This is a genomic window from Abyssibacter sp. (genome assembly GCF_964229365.1).
In the GTDB taxonomy this organism is placed as follows: domain Bacteria; phylum Pseudomonadota; class Gammaproteobacteria; order Nevskiales; family OUC007; genus Abyssibacter.
Genome location: NZ_CAXRDQ010000077.1, coordinates 14,191 through 32,782 on the forward strand (window position 1 = coordinate 14,191; position 18,592 = coordinate 32,782).

Below are 18,592 nucleotides of genomic sequence, written 5' to 3' on the forward strand. Positions count from 1 at the left end.
GGGGATCATGAGCACAACCACCCCACCCAGCGCCATCGACGAGGTCATCCGCATCCACTGGATGCACGGCCTGGTGCGCACGCTGATCGGCATCGCCATCGGCTTGCTGATGACCTTCTTGCTGTACTGGCTGATGTCGGTGCTGGTGGCGGCGGGCAAGAACGCGCTCACCGAAGCCCCGGCGGGGCGGATTGTCGACTTTGTGCGCGTGCCCAACCCGCCGCAGCTACGCACCGAGCAGCCCAAGCCGGAGAAGCCGAACAAGCCGCAGATCGCGCCCAAGACGCCGCAGGTGCAGACCCAGGCGGTCAAGCCACAGGGCAACACCGTGAACATCGGCGCGATGTCGGTGGACAGCGACCTGGCGGTGGACACCAGCGCGGGCCTGTCGGCCTCCGACGGCGAATACCTGCCCATCGTCAAGGTGGCGCCGGTGTATCCCCGACGGGCCCAGACCCGCGGCATCGAAGGCTGGGTGCTGCTGAGTTTTACCGTGACCGAAACCGGCAGCGTGATCGACCCGCAGGTCATCGACGCCGAACCCTCGGGCGTCTTCGACTCGGCCGCCAAAAAGGCCGTCGAACGCTTCAAGTACAAACCCCGAGTGGTCAACGGACAACCCCAGGTCGTCACCGGCGTCGAGCATCTCATTACCTTCAAGCTGGATGATTGATATGCGTCTGCTGCACATCACTTTGCTATCGCTCATCGTCTCCACGTTGCTGAACAGTCAGGCGGCCTGGGGTGCCAATGACGATGACAAGCGGCGTAAGCCGCCGACCAAGGTGACCGAGAAGCTGTCGCCTGAGGTGTATCAGAAGATTGAAGAAGCGCAGACCGCCCTGGAAGAAAAGCGCCTGAACGACGCCGAAGCACTCATGAACGAGTTGAAGGCCAAGGCGGACAAACTGAATGACTACGAAAAGGCCCAGACCTACAACTTTCTCGCTGCGATCCACTACGAGCAGAACCGCACCGACGCCACCATTCAGGACTACATCGACATTCTGAAGTTGGAAGAGGCGCCGGAGCAGATTCGCAACAACTCACTGTTTCGTCTGGCGCAGCTGTATTTCGTCCAGGAAGAGTACGAAAAGTCTGTCCGCATCCTTGATGAGTGGATGCAGCGGGTCGAGTCGGTGCGACCGGAAGCGCATATGCTCAAGGCGCAGGCGTACTACCAGTTGGAGCAGTACGAGCAGGCCGAAGGCCCGGTGATCTCGGCGATGAAGGAAGCAAGGCGGCGTCAGCAGTCACTGCAGGAAAACTGGTTGGCGCTGTTGCGCGCCATCTACTACGAGCAGGGTGAGTACAAGAAGGCGGTCAAGGTGCTCGGCGAACTGGTCGAACGCTGGCCAAATCCGAACTATTACAAGCAGCTCGCCGGCATGCTGGGACTGATGGGGCAGCAGCAGGGCCAACTCTACGTCATGCACGCGGCCTACAGTGCAGGCATGCTGGAAGCCGAATCCGAGATTCTGAACATGGCTCGCCTGTACATGGCAGAGGATGCGCCCTTTCCCGCCGTTGAGCTGATCAAACAAGGCTTGAGGCAGGGCGAGATCGAGCAAACGGCTGAGAATCTGCAGTTGCTCGCCCAAGCCATGGCCTTGGCCAAAGATCATGAGGGCCAGATTCCAGTGTTGAAGAAGGCCGCCGAGCTATCCGGCGAAGCGCGCCAGTACCTGTACCTCGGGCAAGCCCAGGTGGCGCTCTACCAGTGGGCGGATGCTGCCGAGTCCTTGAACAAGGCACTGTCGATTGGCGATCTGGATCGGACAGGCAGCGTGTACATGCAGCTGGGCACGGCGTATTTCAATCTGAAACGCTACGGTCCGGCGCTGCAGGCGTTCAAAGAAGCCCGCTCTTATCCGGATTACACGAAGCAAGCCGCGCAATGGGTGACCTTCGTAAACCAGGAAATCGCCCGGCAGCGCGCGATCGGTCAACTCTGAGCTGGCGACCCCACGCCTAGCGTGGATGGCTTGCGTAAGAGCCCCAAAGCACAGGGCATGCGTGGGCCAGCGTGCAGTCTGCCCCCCTCGGTGAGATCGGTCCAAGCAGCGTTGATTCGCCCTCTGCGAATTGGCGCGTGTCTCTTGTCTGAAACGATTAAGCGTCGCTAATCGCTCTCTGGCTCTCAACGATTGCAGTGCCCTGGCACGGGGCGGACGCTGCGCGCGGAGGCGCCAACGGTGCATCGGTCCCACGCTATGCAACTGCTGGCTAACAGCCAAGTCAGAATGCTTGTCTAACCTCTTGCTGTTTTTCAATCTAAATCAATGCACTAACCGTGTGTGTCGCCGATCGGTCTGATCGGAATCCGGGCACCACGCACGCGATATCGGTCAAGATCTCAGACTCCCGCCATCTTGATTGTGGATGGTCAATCTCGGGTTGCAAAGCGCGTTCATTATGCGCAAAATGAATGCCGTTCATTTATGGACTAGAGTTCATTGACTCATCGTCGGCCGATCACCCCATGAGCACAGCGCAGCGGCGCGAACGTGAGTTCGCTGCCCGGGAAAAAGCCATTCTGGGCCACGCTCGGACGATGATTCGCGACGCAGGGTTTCTGAACCTGCAGATGGCGGAGCTGGCGCGCCGTTCGGAATATGCAACCGGCACGCTTTACCACCACTTCCGCTGTAAGGAAGACCTGCTTTATATGCTCGCCACCGAAGGCATGCAGGAACGCCAGATCATGTTGAGACGGGTCGTCGATTGGGACGCCAATTCTCGTGATCGCATGGCGGCGACGGGGTATGCCGACTGGTTGTTCGTGGAGGCACATCCTGATCATTTCCGCCTTGAGCAGTTGGTGCGCGCGGCCGATATCTGGATGCGGGCGACACCGCAGGTCCGCGAATCGACGATGGATTACGGTGAGGCTTGCGCCCGGTTGGTGTTCGGGATCGTTGGAGACGCGGCGCGGATGGGTGATCTGGACCTCAAAGACCGGACCGCCCAGCAGATCGCCTTCGGGTTCTGGACGATGTCCGTGGGCACCCACACGATGACCCACGCGGAAGGGCTGATCGAACGTTTGGACGTGCGACAGCCGTATGTCATGTTGGCGCGCAATTATCAGGCGCTGTTGAACGCGCTGAACTGGATGCCATTGCAGGACCCCGGAGACGAAAACGCGTTGCACATGTTTTTTGAGCGTGTGCACAGCGAGTTGTTTTCAGATTATCCGGTCCCGCGGTGGAGTGGACGCAAGGACGAGTCGGAGTCACAGGATGATGCTTAGATACTTGGCTGTTGCGGCAGTCTCCGCATGGTCGGTCGTGGGGATGGCGGCCGAGGTGCCCCTGCTGACACCGGACGATGTCTTCACTCTCGCGTTGGAGCATGACCCTGTGTATGCCGCCGCCGTTGCTGAGCAGGCGGCCGGTAGTCAGGCCTATCGTATTCGTCGCGCCAGCGTGCGGCCGAGCCTGTCGGCCAATGCTGGCGTTGCGCGCGTTGACCGGCGTATCGAATCCGAATTCTTCACAGGCGGTACCGGCGGCGCTTTTGAGGAAAACTACGACGAGTACAACTATGGCGTTTCGCTGACGCAACCGCTGTTTCGTTGGGATCTGCTGTCGCAGCTCGATATCGGCCGTGTCGAGGTGGTCGCCGCTGAAGTTGCTCTCAAGCGGACCCGTCAGGAATTGATGGGGCGCCTGGCGCGCGCCTATGTCGAGGTGTTGGGCGCCAACGATGGCTTGCAGACGGCGCAATCGCGCCGCGAGGCAGTTCAGCGGCAACTGGATCAGGTCCGAGATCAGGTGGATGTCGGGGCGGTTGCGATCACCGGGTTACGTGAAGCCGAAGCCGAGTTCGATCTATCCGAGGCCGAAGTGATCGACGCACAGCTGCGCGTCGACGATGCGGTGGATCAGCTCGCCAGAATCATCGGCACGGCGGCGTTCGAGCTGGCCCCGGTTCAAAGCGTGGAGCCGCTGCAGGAGGCAACCAGCCGCCCGCTGGCCGACTGGTTGATCGCCGCGCAGGAGCGCAATACCAACGTGGTGGCGGCGCGCCTTCGGGCCGAAGTGGCGCGACTGGATATTCGCACCAATGAATCTTCGCGCCTGCCGCAGTTGGACCTGACCGCAAGCTACGGCCGCAATGACACCTCGGAATCCATGATCGGGCAGGATGCCGAGGAGGGCCGAATCGGCTTGAACCTGACGGTTCCGATTTTTACCGGCGGTGCCAATGTGGCGCGGCTGGACGCAGCGCGGGCGACCTATCTGCAACGTTCCGAGGAGTTACGCGCCGCTCGTGAGCTGGCGGAGTCCGAAGTTCGCACGGCCTGGCGCACGGTCCGGGCGTCGAAGCGGCGTATCGCCGCGCGTGAGCGGGCCATGCGGTCCACACGCACGGCACTCAGGGCCGTCCGTGACGGTTACGAGGTCGGGACGCGGACGCTGAGTGATGTACTTGCGGCGGAGCAGTCTGCGTTGCGCGCCATCCAGGAATTCAATGCGGCGCGCCACGATTACGTGGTGGCAGTCGTGGACTTGAAGCTGGCGGCCGGCACCGTGACGGATGCCGATATCCCCAAGATTGACGCCGTGTTCACCGGCAATGAGACAGGGAATGTGAAATGACCAAACGACTTGTCATCGTCCTACTGGCACTCGGTGTGCTGTTCGGCGCCATTTTTGGCTTCAAGGCATTCATGAATGCCCAGATGTCGAAATATTTCGAGAACATGCAACAGCCGCCGGTGGCTGTTACCACGACAACGGCTGAAAAAACGGTTTGGGAGCCCACGATTCCCGCTGTTGGTACGTTGCGGGCCGTGAATGGTGTCGTTGTCTCGGCCGAGTTGCCGGGAGTGGTCGAGAGCATTGACTTTGATTCTGGCCAATCGGTTCGGCGTGGGGACCTACTGATTCAGCTTGATACCAGCACCGATCTGGCGCAGTTGGCGGCGCTGGAAGCTCAACTTCGTCTCGCGAGGTCCGAACTGAAGCGCCAGAATGAACTTCGCCGCCGCGGCACCAATGCCGAAGCCGACCTAGATGCGGCGCAGGCCACCGCTGCGCAGCTTGAAGCGCAAATTGAAAGCCAACGGGCGACCATCGACAAGAAAGCCATCAAGGCCCCCTTCGATGGCGTTGCCGGCATACGCAAGGTGGATATCGGACAGTATGCCGGTGCCGGTACGGGAATTGTGTCGTTGCAACAGCTCGACCCGATGCTGGTCAGCTTTACGCTTCCAGAACAGCGCCTCAATGACGTTGAGCCAGGACAGATCGTGCGGATGCAGGTCGACAGCGTGTCCGACACGGTTTTCACCGGCCATATCACTGCAGTCGAGCCCAGTGTCGAACAAGCGACTCGCAATTTCGCGGTGGAAGCCCGTGTTGACAATGCTTCGCGCAAGCTGCGACCCGGGCTGTTCGCCCGCATCAACGTCGTGATGCCTCAAGTGGAGGAACATATCACCTTGCCGGCAACGGCTATCTCGTATAACCCCTACGGAGATTCGGTCTACCTCGTGACCGACGGCGACGCAGGGGACGACGGCAACCGGTCAAAGGTTGCGGAACGAGTTTTCGTGAAGATAGGGGATCGCCGAGGCGACCAGGTTTCGGTACTCGAGGGTGTAGATGCCGGCGCGCAGGTCGTCACCTCTGGTCAACTCAAGCTTCGGAACGGTTCTCGTCTGAACATCAATAATGATGTCACTCCGGACAACAATCCTAAGCCCAACCCGGCCAACAAGTAGGGGACGGATATGGCGTTCACCGATATTTTCATCCGCCGGCCCGTGTTGGCATCGGTGGTCAGCCTGCTGATCGCTATCGTCGGGCTACGTGCGTTCCAGTCGTTGACCGTGCAGGAATACCCACAGGCCGAGAATGCAGTCATTACCGTGACGACGGTATACACCGGTGCGGATGCAGACTTGGTCCAGGGATTCATCACGACACCGTTGGAGCGAGAGATTGCTAGTGCCGACGGTATCGACTATCTGCAGTCATTCAGCCAGCAGGGCGTCTCCACGATCCAGGCCAACCTGAAGCTGAACTACGACGCCTACGAGGCGCTCACTCAGATCACTTCTAAGGTCAACAAGATCCGTGCTGATCTGCCGAGCGGCTCCGAAGATCCGACCATCGATCTAACGGTTGGCGAGACTACGGCCACGATGTACATATCGTTCTATTCGGAGGTGCTGGAGAACAATCAGATTACGGATTACCTCACTCGCGTGGTGCAGCCCCAATTGCAGACCGTGCAGGGTGTACAGAAGGCCGAGATCTTGGGTGCACGAACCTTTGCTATGCGGATATGGATGCAGCCGGAACGCATGGCGGGACTGGGGGTAACGCCTGCTGATGTATATGCGGCTTTGGGCGCAAACAATGTGCTGGCTGCCGTTGGGCAGACGAAGGGGTCGATGATCTCGTTTGATCTGACCGCAGAGACTGATCTGCATTCCGCTGAGGAGTTCAAGAATCTCGTCGTAAGGGAGGAGAGGGACGCGTTAATCCGGCTCGGTGATGTGGCGTCAGTTGTCCTCGGCGCCGAAAGCTATGACGTCGATGTTCAGTTCAACTCGCAAAAGGCAACCTTCTTCGGAATCAACGTGGTACCAGGCGCGAACGTGCTCGATGTGATTGCGGACGTTCGTGAACTCTTTCCCAGAATCGTTGAGCAAATTCCAGAAGGCCTTGAAGCCGAGATCGTCTACGACGCCACGCGCTACATCGAGGATTCGATCTCCGAGGTGCAGGCCACGCTGATCGAGGCGATGGTGATCGTGATCGTCGTGATCTTTCTCTTCCTTGGCAGTGTCCGAAGCGTGATCATCCCGGCGATCGCCGTACCGCTGTCGCTGCTGGGCGCAGGTTTCGTCATGTTGGTTATGGGGTTCTCGATCAACCTGCTCACTTTGCTGGCGCTGGTCCTCGCGATTGGCATGGTGGTGGATGACGCCATCATCGTTGTCGAGAATATCCACCGTCATATCGAAGACGGCATGGAACCGAAAGAAGCCGCGTTGGTAGGTGCGCGGGAGTTAGGTGGCCCTATCGTGGCCATGACCATCACACTGGTGGCTGTCTACGCCCCAATCGGGTTACTCGGTGGGCTGACCGGTACGTTGTTCATCGAGTTCGCCTTTACGCTCGCCGGTGCCGTTCTGATCTCGGGGATCGTGGCACTTACGTTATCCCCGATGATGTGCGCCAAGCTGCTCAAGGCGAATAACGGCAATGATCAGAGCGGATTCGCGGGCTTTCTGGATCGCCAGTTTACAAAACTTGAGAACGGCTATGAGCGTCGTTTGCATGGGGCACTCAACACGGTGCCCGTAATTTTGGTATTCGGTGGCGTAGTGCTGATTTCTTGTTATTTCTTGTTTGTGTCAGCAAATAGCGAACTTGCACCCGAGGAAGACCAGGGCATCGTGTTCATGTTGTCGACGGGTGCTCCCAATTCCACTATTGACCAAACCACCATGTGGACTGAGTACATGGCCGGCAAGATCCGTGAGAATGAGAGCGTCGAGAATATCTTTCAGATCAACGGCGTCGGGTTTTCGGGTCCAGCGGTCAATTCGGCGATTACCGGAGCGACGTTGCATGCTTGGAGCGACCGGGACAAGAGCAACAAACAAGTCCAGCAGGAGATGCAGGGTGTGATCTCGCAGATAGCCGGATTGGATACCGCTGCATTTATACCGCCACCATTGCCCGGCGGCAGCAACGGACTCCCGGTTCAGTTCATCATTGGGTCCACCGACGAATCGCGTGCGATCTACGACGTCACCCAGGAATTTCTTCAACGCGTCCGCGAGTCCGGGATGTTCATTTTTGTTGAATCTGACCTGCGGATCGATAAGCCGCAGGTAGAGGTTGAGATTGACCGTGAGAAGGTTGCCGCGATGGGCCTCTCGATGCAGGACATTGGGACGAACCTTGCGGCGATGTTGTCCGGTGGTTACGTCAATCGCTTCTCGATTCAAGGACGCAGCTACAAAGTGATTCCGCAGGTTGCCCGTGAGGACAGGCTGAATCCGGATCAACTGGGCACCTACCATGTCCGCACGCCTGCTGGCGAGATGGTTCCGCTATCGACTGTGGTGTCCTTGAACGAGGTCGTCCGGCCTCGGATGCTTAAGCGCTTTCAGCAACTCAATGCTGCGACCATCCAGGGTGTTCCGGTTCCGGGTATTGCGTTGGGAGACATCTTGAGCTTTATGGAGAAAACGGCGGAAGAGATTCTTCCAGAAAGCTATACCGTCGACTATGCGGGCCAGTCTCGCCAGTTTAAAGCTGAGGGTAGTGCGCTCGTGGCAACGTTCTTTTTTGCACTCGTCATCATCTATCTGGTTCTGGCAGCGCAGTTCGAGAGCTTCGTCGACCCGATTATCATGCTCGTTACGGTACCGATGTCGATTTGCGGTGCGTTGATCTTCATTAGCCTCGGACTCACGTCGCTGAACATCTATTCCCAGGTCGGACTGGTCACCCTCATCGGAGTGATTTCCAAGCATGGCATCCTGATCGTGGAGTTTGCGAATCAGTTGCAGACGCGGGATGGCTTCGACAAGCGTACCGCCATCGAAAAGGCAGCGGCCATTCGGCTGCGGCCCGTGTTGATGACCACCGCGGCGCTGGTGATAGCTGTGGTGCCGCTGATCACCGCCAGCGGGCCGGGGGCAGCGTCCCGCTTTGCGATCGGCGTCGTGATCGCCTCCGGCATGACCATCGGCACGCTGTTCACGTTGTTTGTCGTACCCGGCATGTACATGGTCCTGGGGCGCGATTTTTCCACCCGCGAGGCCAAGGTCGCCTGATTGGAGCAGGGCTTGTTGCCTGCTCTGCGAGCATCGCGGACAATAGCGGCGACTTGGGGCGGTAGCTCAGCTGGGAGAGCGTCGCGTTCGCAATGCGAAGGTCGGGAGTTCGATCCTCCTCCGCTCCACCAAGTTCGTCGTCCGATTCGGACCAAAAGAAACCGCGCACAGGCGCGGTTTTTTTGTGCATTGGATACGTCGGCATACCGGGCGAGACTGCCCGATTGTGAGAGGCCCAGGTTCGCGTTTGCGGTCGCAGGTCTGGTAGAAGTGGATACGAGCACGCTGGCGGCCCATTCGGGAAACTTGGACTGTGTTGGGGCAGGGACATGATGTCGATGCGATGGGCAGTGGGGCTGGCACTGGGCGGGATTGGTGCCGTGGTCGCGTTACTCATCTATGTGACAACGCTACAGCTCGGCATTAGTGAGCAGCAGGCGGTCGCGGAGAACCGCCGTACGCAGACCTTCAAGCTGGCTGAGCGCATGCGTCAGAGCTCGAACGAGTTGACGATGATGGTGCGGCTTTATGTCGCCACCGGCGATGTCCGCTATCGCGAGTATTTCAACGAAATTCTGGCGATTCGCAACGGCCAGTCGGCCAGGCCGCGAGACTACGATGGCTCGTTCTGGGATCGCCGCCTGGCGGATCCGGATGTGGTTGTTGACTATGGAGCGGCCAAATCCCTCGTCGACATGATGCGGGAAGCCCGATTTGCGGATTCGGAGTTCACGACGCTGAATACCTCGCGCGAGGAATCCGACCGTCTGGCCGAGATCGAGACCGAGGTAATGCAGGCGCTGGAAGCCATCGGGGAGCCGCCAGGAACCGCGGCGTACTACCAGGCGGTCTATCCGCTTTATCAGCGGCTGACCGGCCCCGAATACTTCGATTACAAGCACCGCATCATGGCATCGGTGGAATCCTTCATCGGTCTGGTGAATGCCCGCACCGGTGCCGAGGTGGCGGCGCTGGCACGCCAAAGCCGGTCGTTGCTGCAATATCAGGTGTTTCTGGTAATGCTGCTGGTTCTGGTTTGCACGGGCTTGTTGGTCATGGCCGAGCGGAGCATCGTCCGGCCGCTGCGCCGGCTCACCGACGGCGCCAACCGCATTGCCTCCGGCGCCTATCACCATCGCGTTCGTATTGATTCGGTGCGCGAATTGGAGCACTTGGGCGCGGATTTCAATTGCATGGCGGATGCCATCCAATCGGACATTTTGCTGCGCAAGCAAGCCGAGGGGCGGGCCCGGCAGGCTCAGGACGCCGCGGAGCAGGCCGATCAGGCCAAAAGCGATTTTCTCGCCAACATGAGTCATGAGATTCGCACGCCGATGAACGCAGTCATGGGGATGGCGCATCTGGCATTGCAAACCGATCTCAACGACCGGCAGCGTAACTATCTGAAGAAGATCGAGTCCGGGGCGCAAAGCCTGTTGCGCATCATCAACGACATTCTGGATTTCTCGAAGATCGAAGCCGGCCGGATGGACCTGGAGTCGGTACGTTTCTCGCTGCATGAGGTGATGCAAAATGTCGCGGATATTGCGGCGACACGCACTGCCAACGCCGAGATCGAGGTGTTGTTCGATCTGCCGCCGACCCTGCCGACGGAGATGATGGGCGACCCGCTGCGACTGGGTCAGGTGTTGATCAATCTGGTCGGCAACGCGATCAAGTTCACCACGCAAGGCGAAGTGATCGTGCGGGTGGAGGTGATGGAGCGTAACGATACGCACGTTGAACTGCAGTTCTCCATCCGCGACACAGGTGCCGGCATGACGCCGGAGCAGGTTGCCAGGTTGTTTCAGGCGTTCACCCAGGCTGATGCCTCCACCACTCGCCGGTTCGGTGGCACCGGGTTGGGGCTCACCATTTCCCAGCGGCTCGTCGGGATGATGGGCGGCACGATCAAGGTGAGTAGCGAGTTCGGAGTCGGTAGCACCTTCTCCTTTGTGCTGGCTTTCCCGACCGGCGCCGACGTGCGCAGCCTGGCCGAACGCGCCGGCGACCACCTGCTCGGCCTGCGTTGCCTGGTGGTCGATGACAATCCGGCCGCACGGGACATCCTCTCCGCCACGCTGGAGGGTTTTGGGCTTAGCGTGGTCTGCTCGGCCTCGGGTGAGGAGGCCGTCGAGGAGGTGCAGCCCCGGCGCTTTGATCTGGTGCTGATGGACTGGCGCATGCCCGGCATGAACGGCATCGAGGCAGCGGCTGAAATCCGCCGACGCTGTGGCCATGATCTGCAGATGATCCTCGTCACCGCCTACGGGAGGGAGGAGGTTCTCGCCCAGGTGGATTCCGAGCGTTTCGACGGTTATCTGATCAAGCCAGTATCGGCATCCACATTGCTGGACACCCTGGTCGAATTACGCAATCCGAAAAACAAAGATGGCGTCGTGGTCGTCCCCGCCGAGACGAGCCGGCCGCTGGCAGGCGCTCGGTTGTTGCTGGCGGAGGACAACCCCGTGAACCGTGAGATCGCGGTCGAAATGCTGGAGTCGGCGGGTGCCCAGGTTGATGTCGCAGTGACCGGTCGGCAGGCCGTGGATCAGGCCATGACGCAGACCTACGGCGCGGTTCTGATGGACATGCAGATGCCGGAGATGGACGGCTTGGAGGCCACCCGGATCATTCGCCGCCAGTCAGGCCCGTCGCAGAAAATCCCGATCATCGCGATGACAGCCAATGCCATGGCTGCGGATCGTCAGCGCTGTCTGGATGCCGGCATGAACGACCATATTGCCAAGCCGGTCAACGCCCGCAGTCTGATCGCAACGGTGGTGCGCTGGGTTGGCGAAGGGGAGGATGCGACGGCTTCGCCGGAGGCTGGCATCGATGCGCAGCTCGCTCTGCAGCGAGCCGGTGGCAACGCGGTGTTGCGTGATCGCATGCTCCATGTGTTCATCGAACACCATCGTGACGACCCTGAGCGCTTGCGTACTGCACTGGCCGAAGAGGATTGGGAAACCCTGCGCCAGTTGGGGCATGCGCTCAAGGGCTCGGCAGGCACCATCGGGTTCCCTGCGCTGGAGACTTGCGCGGGCCGACTGGAATCGCTGGCACGGGACGAGAACGACCTTCTTGCCGCTGCCGCTCCGGTCGACGACATCGAACGTGCTTTGTCGCACCTGCTGGCAGCGCAAACCGCGGCCGAATCCGTGATGCCGGGAGCCGGTAAGCCGGTGACCGCTGCCGGGAAAGACGTGGCCCCGATTCTGCGTGATCTCCGAACCGCTCTGGCCGAGGGCGACACCCACGCCAGGGCTTCTCTGGAGCAATTGGAGCAGATGCTGGATGACCCGCCGCCCGTGTTGTCGACTATCCGCGCGCTGATGACGGCGTACGCCTTCGAGGAGGCGAGTCGCGAGATCGATACGCTGGCGGCAGCGCTGGGGGTCGAGGTATGAGGTCGCCGGCGGCCACCGTGCTGGTCGTGGACGACACGCCGGAGAACATCGAGTTGTTGGACGGCATCCTCTCCACTCAGTATCGGGTCAAGGTGGCCACCAACGGTGAGCGCACCTTACAGATTGCGCGTAGCGACGAGCCACCGCATCTAATTCTGCTCGATGTGATGATGCCGGGCATGGACGGCTACGAAGTCTGTCGCAAGCTGAAAGAAGACCCGCGCACGCGGCGCATCCCGGTGATTTTCATCACCGCACGTTCGGACATGGAGGACGAACGTCGCGGGCTTCAAGTGGGCGCGGTCGATTACATCACCAAGCCGATCAGCCCGCCGATTGTCGAAGCCCGGGTGGCCACGCATCTGGCCCTGGTGGATCAGCGGATCGCGTTGGAGAGCAACGTTCGCGAGCGTACGCTGGAACTCACCGAGGCATTGGACGCCCTGGAGCGTGAGCGCCGGGAACATGCCAGCGCGACGGCGCGAGCCGACTATCTGCTCAGTTTCGATACGGTCACCGGTGTTGCCAACCGGCACGATTTCGTCATGCGCCTGGAACGCACCGCCGACCGGGTGCGGCGTGCAAAGCAACGGCTGGCGCTGGTTTCGATCAACCTCGACCGCTTCCACATGGTCAACGCCGCACATGGCGAACAGTTTGGCGATCGCCTGCTGCGGGCCGTGGCCCAGCGGCTGGGACAGTGCATTCGCGCCACCGATCTGCTGGCTCGCATCGGCCCGGACGAGTTCGTCACGCTGCTCAGCGAGGACGAACGATTGTCCGGCGACGATCTACCCTCGGCCGCGGCGGAGCTGGGTGAGCGCATGCTGGCCGCAGTACGCCGCCCCTTCGAGTTACGTGACACGGCGGTCGCCGGCCCGATCGAAGTGACCGCCAGCGGCGGGGTCACGCTGTTCCCGGATGACGGCGACGAACCGCTGGGGCTGATCAAGCGATTGCAGGCGGCCACGATCCACTCCAAGAGCAGTGGCCGTGATCAGATCAGCCGCTACTCGCCGACGCTTGATGCCAACCTGGGCCATCAGCTGCAGCTTGAGCAGCGCCTGCGCGATGCGCTGCGCAATCGCGTGCTCGAAGTCTATTTTCAGCCGAAGATTCGGGTCAGCGATCGTCATATCAGTGGCGCCGAGGCCCTGGTGCGATGGCCGGACGGGCAGGGCGGCTTCATCAGCCCGTCTGAATTCGTGCCGTTGGCCGAGGACACCGGCTTGGTCGTGGCGTTGGATCGCTATGTGCTCGAAACCGTGGTGTCCAATGCGTCGCTCTGGCGCGCTGTCGCGCAGTACGGCGTGCGGATTGCCGTGAATCTGTCCGCGGCGAGTTTCGGTTCAAGAGACCTGCTGCAGGTCACCCGCCAAGTGCTGGACGCCGCGCCGGAACCGGTTTGTCTGGAGTTCGAGCTAACCGAGCATACGTTGCTGGGAGACGTGCAGTCGGTGATTCACCGGCTCCATGCGTTGCGCGAGATGGGCGTCACGCTGGCCCTGGACGACTTTGGCACCGGTTACTCGTCGCTGGCCTATCTCAAGCGTCTGCCATTTGACGTGTTGAAGGTTGATCAAAGCTTTGTCCGCGACATCGAAACCGATGCGGAAGATCGGGCCATCGTCGGCGCGATACTCGCGTTGGCCAAGCGGCTGGACTTCAAGACGGTCGCCGAAGGCGTCGCCACCACACGCCAATTCGAGTTCGTGGAGTCCCACGGTTGCGACGAGGTTCAGGGGTTTCTGTTCAGCCCGGCGCTGCCAGGGGGCGAATTCATGGCACTGCTGGGCAAGCCAGCAGTGCCTGCCTAACACCGTCGTTAAAGGGTGCGCTGACGACTCGCGACTGCGTTGCCCGACGCGGTAGAAATCAGCAGGGCTTGCGGCACGCCACCCGGTGCCGGTTGCAACTCGCCAATTCCGTTTCCGTGACTGCGCTGGACCGAAAGGCGGTGGTGGCGAAGTTCGCGCTCTGGCGCCCATGTCGTTTCGTTGTCGCGAAAGGACACGGTTTCGGCGACAAAAACATCCAGTTCCAAGGTGTCTTTGGATGTCCACGTGCCGTGAATGCGGTAGGCGTCTGCCGGAAGTTCAGCGGGCGATTGCTCGCTGGCCAGATTCGTCATTTGAATCGACTCGCCTGGTGCTGCATCAAGTGCCAACTGTTGAGCACCACCGGATGCCGTTGGTAACGCAAGGACCAGGCGGAGTTCATTGGTGTCGGCTGATTCAGCCGAGCCGGTTGATAATGTGAACAGGACGATCACGCACAAGGTTGCGAATGCGGCGATGAGCTTGGCCATAGGTATTCCCTCCCGTGGGGTATAGCGATTCAATAGTTTTAGTCGTTCAACAGCAGATAGGGGTCGGATACCGTCAAGGCTTGCACCTCCACACCCAGACCACCCCGGATCGAGACGCGGCGAACCGTTCCCAGGCACTCCCAGTCGAGCGGCCCAGCGAGGCTTTCGGTGCGAAAGCACAGCTCAACGCGATCGCCAACGCAGCGATGCTGATCCAGCAGAACGTATGCCCCACTTTGGCTAACGTTGGCCACCAGTGCATGGCTTCCGTCGACCGTGGCATCGCGCTGAATCGCAAAGCGTTTGGCGACTCGTCGTTCCATATTCGTGTCCGCTGCATAACCGATGTCGCTAGCTTGAAGGCAGACGCATCAGGTGGACATCGGTGGGTGGGTAGAAATCTCGCTGCCCCATGTGGGTGGTGGTGCTATACCGAACGATAGAGTAGCGGGGCTGCTCGGGCAGGTAGGATGTGCTGAGCGAGGCAAGCAACGTACGACGCGGGATTGGGGAATACTCGGAATGAAGGACGATGGTCAGGTCCCGGCACCTCAGCCGGCGATCAATCGGTTGGCAGGGACCACGGTTGTCGCTGATACCCAGCCATTATTCGCAGAGGGCGTGCGCGCCATGATTGATGGGGCGGACGACTTCGCGGTGGTGAGCTGCGTGTCGACGATTGCCGACCTCCATGAGTCAGTGGAGCGGGCGAAACCCGCCTTCGCCGTGCTGGACATGAAGCTCGAGGGCGGCAGCAGTTTTGAGCAGCTGTCGCGGATCCGTAGCGCGTCGCCCCAGACCAAGATTATTTTGTTGGCTGCGGAACTGGATGCTGCAGCGGCCATCGATGCGGTTCGCCACGACGTTCACGGGCTGCTGCTCAAAACTATGCCGACGGATTTGCTGATCGCTTGCTTGCGCAAGGTGGCTGCGGGCGGCCGCTGGGTCGAAATGCGATCCCTGGGGAGTGCCATTGAGCGGATGCTGGCGACCGACCAAGCCCAGCAGTCCGCCAAAGCCTTGTTGTCGGATCGCGAGCTGGAAATGGTGCGTTTTGTCTGCCGAGGCCTGCGCAACAAGGAAATCGCCACGCGCGCCCATGTGAGCGAAGGCACCGTGAAAACCCATTTGCACAATATCTACCAGAAGGTGGGAGTGAGCAGTCGCCTGGCGCTGATGCGTGTCGCCCAGGAGCGCGGGTGGGTCGCCGAACACGCGGACTGATTCCCAATAGATGGCCCAAGGCAAGGCGTACCGGTACATCGAAGAAGCGCTCTTGCCCGCAGTTACAGCGACAATCGGCGCGGATTCGCAGCGGTTGCCGGAAATTTCCTACACGGCCGCGCGTCACCTCTCCATGGTGGTGGATTTTGCGGGGTCGGTAGACTGCCGGGACCGTCTTGGAAGCCACTGGGGAGCACGTGACAGGGAAGTGGATTTATTGGGCTGGACTTCGGGCAGGTCTGCTCGGCGCAGCGCTGGCTCTGGTCAGTCCCATCGTTCAGGCAGAAGGGCTCACCCACGCCTTCGCCCACGCCATGGAACAGGACCCGACCTGGGCCGAAGCGCGGGCACGTTACGCCGAGGTGCTGGCCGACCGTGACCTTGCGCGAGCGGGCTACCACCCGGTGCTCACCGTGGCCGGGCGCGCGACTGCGAATCATCGCGAGGTGGTCGGTGATTATTTCGGGCTTCAGGACATTGATCGATCCGATGATTTCGAAGCCTTCGGGTACTCCATTCAACTTCGACAGCCAATACTCCGGCTGGACCGTTGGCGACAGCGCGACGCCGCGTCGCTACGGGTGGCCGCCGCTGCCGCACGCCTGAACGCAGCCGAGGTCGATCTGATGCTGCGCGTGGCGGATGCGTATTTCGCTGCGCTGGACGCCGAGCAGGATCTCGAATTCGCCAAGGCGGAGTTGCGCGCTATCTCGGACCGTGCGGATCAGGTGCGCGAGCAGGCACAGCTGGAAATCGCCACCGAGTTGGGTCGCTCCGAAGCGGATGCCCAGCGCGAGCTGGCCCGCGCGCGGGTCTTGCGCGCGGAGCAGGCTCTGCTGACCCGCCGTGCGGAGCTGGCGCTAATCACCGGTGAACCCACCATGGTGCTGTCCGCCATCCGCAGTTACGGGTATCTGCCCGAGCTGTCGACGACGGATCGCGAAGCCTGGGTACAACAGGCACGGGAGAGCAACCCGCTACTGGTGGCCACACGGCTGGAATCCGAGGTGGCCTCGCGTGCGGTGGACATCGAACGCGCCGCCAGACTGCCGACCTTGGATTTGATCGCCCAGCGTGACTACATCGACAACTCGGGCGGCGTATCCGGCGAGCGGGAGGATTCCGAGGATTTGATCGGTCTGGAACTGCGGCTGCCGGTGTTTGACGGCGGTGCCACACGCGCCCGAACCACGGCCGCTGTCGCCCGCTATGAGCAGGCCCTGGCCCGCCAGGCCCGTGCCCAGCGGCAGGCCGAATTCCAGGCGACCAGCGCGCATTCCGCCTTGCTGCTCGGGCGCGAACAGGTCGCAGCCTTGCGCACGGCCCGGTCGGCCACCTATGACGCCGTGGAAGCCACCGAAGGCGGGGTTTTTGCCGGCACGAGGACAGAAGTCGATCTCGTCCAGGCGCTGCGCGAGCGTTTCGATGCCGAACGGGCTCTCACCCGCGCGGTGCACGGTTATCTGCTCAACAGCCTGCGGCTCAAGGCCGCGGCCGGAACCCTGGGCACGCCCGATCTGATGTCCGTGAACCGGATGCTGGACGACTAAGGTCATGAGTTCGGCCCACCCACAACTGGTCTATCGGCGTCAGTCGCGTATTTCGACGCGCTATGCCGAGATCATCCTGCTTACGAGCCAGGATGACGGTCGGGTCTATCGCTTCGACGAAACCGAGTTTCGCCTGGCGTCGCTGTTTGACGGGACGCGTTCGCTGGCCGAGGCCGTGGAGGTGGCCAGGGCGCAGGGTACGGATACCGATATCGCAGCGGCCAAGCGGTTTCTGAGCGAGTTGGACCGTGCGGGGCTGCTCGAAGCCGAGACGGCTGCATGGCAAACCGCGGCCAATGATTCCGACCTCGCCGAAGCGACGCCGGGCGAATGGAATGCCGAGCGGGCGAATCGCGAAGCGGAGCCATTGGCCAAGTCCCGACTGGCGCGTCAGCATGCCCTGCGCGAAGCCCGCACGCCGGATATCGCCATTCACCTGCCCACGCGCTGGTTGCTGTGGGCCGGCCGGCTACTGAACTGGCCGATGCACGCCCGCTGGCGCATGGCTGCGCTGGGCGTGGTGCTGTTTTGCCTGGGGCTCGGTGTCTACAACAATCGGGTGGGGGTCTGGGTGGACCTGCAACGGTTGGTCGGACCCTGGGCCATCATCCAGATCGCGGCGCTGGGTTTTTTCTCGGTGAATCTGCTGGGGCAGATTGCTCGCGCTGCCGAGTATCTGCGCCGGGTTGGCAATCTGCCGGCGTTTGGCATCACCTTTATGTTGCGGGTGATACCTCGCTTTTACGCGGATGTGTCGCCGGTGATCGCGAATCACGACCAACGTTTCGCGACAACCGATCGCATGGCCGTGCTCGGGTCGTCGCTGGTGGCCATGCTTTCGCTGCTGGTGCTGGCAACGCTGGGCTGGTTTGTCAGCCGCCAGTCCGCATCCCATCTACCCTTGCTCTATGCCGGCGTCGCCGTGCTGTCAGGGTGGGTGTTTCTGCTGCGGCTCAATCCCATGTCGCGGCATGAGGGCTATCAGTTACTGGCCACGCGGCTGGACACGCCAGATCTGCGCGATGTCGCGGTCGCTTCCATTTTGGGCCGGGGCCGAATCTGGCGCCGTCTGAAACCGACGGGCGTATCCACGCCGGTCATTCGTCTGTACGCCTTGGCTGTCGTCGCCTGGATGGGGGTCGTCGCGTGGGTGTTGTTCCACCTGGTTGGTGTGTGGCTCGAACGCGAGTGGGCCGGCCTGGGTGTTGTCTTGTTCCTCGTCCTTTGCGGGGTTGCCATGTGGAATCCAATGAAACGAACACGGGCGCGCACTAAATTGGCGCAAGAAATG

The 18,592-nt window shown here is 61.0% G+C and carries 13 protein-coding genes and 1 tRNA gene; 12 read left to right on the forward strand and 2 right to left on the reverse strand.

Translation table 11 applies throughout. From position 1 onward, the window contains the following. Window positions 1-7 precede the first annotated feature (7 nt). From ACE1EY_RS12835 to ACE1EY_RS12875, 9 genes are all read left to right on the forward strand, one after another. The gene (locus ACE1EY_RS12835; protein WP_370300343.1) at window positions 8-673 is read left to right on the forward strand and encodes an energy transducer TonB; all 666 of its coding nucleotides are present in this window, start codon (window positions 8-10) and stop codon (window positions 671-673) included. 1 nt (window position 674) lies between these two features. Continuing rightward, on the forward strand, window positions 675-1,955 hold the full coding sequence (locus ACE1EY_RS12840) for a tetratricopeptide repeat protein (RefSeq protein WP_370300344.1): 1,281 nt from the start codon (window positions 675-677) through the stop codon (window positions 1,953-1,955). Window positions 1,956-2,482: 527 nt separating this feature from the next. Continuing rightward, on the forward strand, window positions 2,483-3,253 hold the full coding sequence (locus ACE1EY_RS12845) for a TetR/AcrR family transcriptional regulator (RefSeq protein ID WP_370300345.1): 771 nt from the start codon (window positions 2,483-2,485) through the stop codon (window positions 3,251-3,253). After that, window positions 3,243-4,604, forward strand: a complete 1,362-nt coding sequence (locus ACE1EY_RS12850) for a TolC family outer membrane protein (RefSeq protein WP_370300346.1) — start codon at window positions 3,243-3,245, stop codon at window positions 4,602-4,604. Before ACE1EY_RS12845 ends, ACE1EY_RS12850 begins: the two co-directional genes overlap by 11 nt. Then, complete coding sequence (locus ACE1EY_RS12855) at window positions 4,601-5,731, forward strand: efflux RND transporter periplasmic adaptor subunit (protein ID WP_291513342.1); 1,131 nt, start codon at window positions 4,601-4,603, stop codon at window positions 5,729-5,731. The genes ACE1EY_RS12850 and ACE1EY_RS12855 overlap by 4 nt, the downstream gene beginning before the upstream one ends. A 9-nt stretch (window positions 5,732-5,740) precedes the next feature. After that, window positions 5,741-8,809: an efflux RND transporter permease subunit gene (locus tag ACE1EY_RS12860; RefSeq protein ID WP_291513341.1), complete on the forward strand. Its 3,069-nt coding sequence runs from the start codon at window positions 5,741-5,743 to the stop codon at window positions 8,807-8,809. 55 nt (window positions 8,810-8,864) lie between these two features. Next, a tRNA-Ala gene (locus ACE1EY_RS12865) sits at window positions 8,865-8,940 on the forward strand. A gap of 207 nt (window positions 8,941-9,147) precedes the next feature. Continuing rightward, the gene (locus ACE1EY_RS12870; RefSeq protein ID WP_370300347.1) at window positions 9,148-12,219 is read left to right on the forward strand and encodes a response regulator; all 3,072 of its coding nucleotides are present in this window, start codon (window positions 9,148-9,150) and stop codon (window positions 12,217-12,219) included. After that, complete coding sequence (locus ACE1EY_RS12875; RefSeq protein ID WP_370300348.1) at window positions 12,216-14,036, forward strand: EAL domain-containing protein; 1,821 nt, start codon at window positions 12,216-12,218, stop codon at window positions 14,034-14,036. Before ACE1EY_RS12870 ends, ACE1EY_RS12875 begins: the two co-directional genes overlap by 4 nt. A gap of 8 nt (window positions 14,037-14,044) precedes the next feature. On the opposite strand, the gene ACE1EY_RS12880 is transcribed toward ACE1EY_RS12875, so the two are convergent. After that, a complete protein-coding gene (locus tag ACE1EY_RS12880) occupies window positions 14,045-14,527 on the reverse strand; it encodes a hypothetical protein (RefSeq protein ID WP_370300349.1) in 483 nt (160 codons plus the stop codon). Between the two features lie 38 nt (window positions 14,528-14,565). Next, entirely contained in the window at window positions 14,566-14,850 is a 285-nt protein-coding gene (locus tag ACE1EY_RS12885) for a PilZ domain-containing protein (RefSeq protein ID WP_291513337.1), read from the reverse strand. 199 nt (window positions 14,851-15,049) lie between these two features. Between ACE1EY_RS12885 and ACE1EY_RS12890 the strand changes: the two genes are divergently transcribed. The 3 genes from ACE1EY_RS12890 to ACE1EY_RS12900 all read left to right on the forward strand — a co-directional run. Next, window positions 15,050-15,751: a response regulator transcription factor gene (locus tag ACE1EY_RS12890; protein WP_370300352.1), complete on the forward strand. Its 702-nt coding sequence runs from the start codon at window positions 15,050-15,052 to the stop codon at window positions 15,749-15,751. Window positions 15,752-15,948: 197 nt separating this feature from the next. Further along, window positions 15,949-17,301 carry a TolC family protein gene (locus ACE1EY_RS12895; RefSeq protein WP_373928092.1) on the forward strand — a complete coding sequence of 451 codons (1,353 nt, stop codon included), beginning with the start codon at window positions 15,949-15,951 and terminating at the stop codon, window positions 17,299-17,301. A gap of 4 nt (window positions 17,302-17,305) precedes the next feature. Then, window positions 17,306-18,592, forward strand: a 1,287-nt coding sequence (locus tag ACE1EY_RS12900; RefSeq protein WP_370300351.1) for a hypothetical protein, incomplete at its 3' end; no start/stop codon positions are given.

Coding starts and splice junctions, on each gene's coding strand:
- ACE1EY_RS12835 (WP_370300343.1), top strand. CDS start 8: ATGAGCACAACCACCCCACCCAGCGCCATCGACGAGGTCATCCGCATC.
- ACE1EY_RS12840 (WP_370300344.1), top strand. CDS start 675: ATGCGTCTGCTGCACATCACTTTGCTATCGCTCATCGTCTCCACGTTG.
- ACE1EY_RS12845 (WP_370300345.1), top strand. CDS start 2,483: ATGAGCACAGCGCAGCGGCGCGAACGTGAGTTCGCTGCCCGGGAAAAA.
- ACE1EY_RS12850 (WP_370300346.1), top strand. CDS start 3,243: ATGATGCTTAGATACTTGGCTGTTGCGGCAGTCTCCGCATGGTCGGTC.
- ACE1EY_RS12855 (WP_291513342.1), top strand. CDS start 4,601: ATGACCAAACGACTTGTCATCGTCCTACTGGCACTCGGTGTGCTGTTC.
- ACE1EY_RS12860 (WP_291513341.1), top strand. CDS start 5,741: ATGGCGTTCACCGATATTTTCATCCGCCGGCCCGTGTTGGCATCGGTG.
- ACE1EY_RS12870 (WP_370300347.1), top strand. CDS start 9,148: ATGCGATGGGCAGTGGGGCTGGCACTGGGCGGGATTGGTGCCGTGGTC.
- ACE1EY_RS12875 (WP_370300348.1), top strand. CDS start 12,216: ATGAGGTCGCCGGCGGCCACCGTGCTGGTCGTGGACGACACGCCGGAG.
- ACE1EY_RS12880 (WP_370300349.1), bottom strand. CDS start 14,527: ATGGCCAAGCTCATCGCCGCATTCGCAACCTTGTGCGTGATCGTCCTG.
- ACE1EY_RS12885 (WP_291513337.1), bottom strand. CDS start 14,850: ATGGAACGACGAGTCGCCAAACGCTTTGCGATTCAGCGCGATGCCACG.
- ACE1EY_RS12890 (WP_370300352.1), top strand. CDS start 15,050: ATGAAGGACGATGGTCAGGTCCCGGCACCTCAGCCGGCGATCAATCGG.